This window comes from Aequorivita vitellina, assembly GCF_022008365.1.
In the GTDB taxonomy this organism is placed as follows: Bacteria; Bacteroidota; Bacteroidia; order Flavobacteriales; family Flavobacteriaceae; genus Aequorivita; species Aequorivita vitellina.
Genome location: NZ_JAIRBA010000117.1, coordinates 1 through 701, shown reverse-complemented (window position 1 = coordinate 701; position 701 = coordinate 1). Strand labels below are relative to the sequence as shown.

Below are 701 nucleotides of genomic sequence, written 5' to 3'. Positions count from 1 at the left end.
AAAAACAACTTCAACTAATGTACTAAACCAAAAAAATGTAATTTAGTAAAAACTATAAAAACACGAGCGGGTTATTAGACAAACTGCCGTTGTGCGCAAGCTGAAAAAAATGACGTTAATCGAATTAGCAAATAAAGAAATTGATTTATATTCCAACGTAATGAATATTTACGAAGGAAAAATTATTTCGGATAATCAAGAATTGACTTTAGAAGAAATTCAACTGGAATACAAAAAAGTGCATAATGAATATTCCAAATTATCGGATAAAAATATTGAGGCTCTAAAAAGAGGTTTATTTATTCAATGGTATGCGCTTACAGAACCACATTATCTGACTGGAATAAATGAGCTTGACGAAAAAACAGAACGGAAAATTATTGCGGATTTAAAAACTCTGATTGACCGAAATGAAATGGATAAAGAATTGATGTGGATGCTGAATTATTATATGAATTGGAACTTTGTTTTTGATAGATTTAAAGATATTGCCGAATTTAAGAAAATAGCAAAAGCAAAAATTGGCGGAAAACCCAAAATAAAAACCGATGAACGCGGACAAATGGGAATTTATTGGAAGTCAATTACAGCGGAATAAAGCCTGCGCACAACAACGTATCCTATGAAAAGCACTAGTCCAGTTCTTCAAATATAATATTTTATTTTTTAATCACTTCATAATGATTATGTTGTGGTGTTGA

1 protein-coding gene is annotated in these 701 nt (G+C 30.4%); it reads left to right on the top strand.

Going from position 1 to position 701, the window contains the following annotated elements; all coding sequences use genetic code 11:
• Positions 1-109: 109 nt before the first annotated feature.
• Positions 110-598, top strand: coding sequence for a hypothetical protein (locus K8089_RS16230; protein WP_237604333.1), 489 nt, complete (start codon positions 110-112; stop codon positions 596-598).
• Positions 599-701 lie beyond the last annotated feature (103 nt).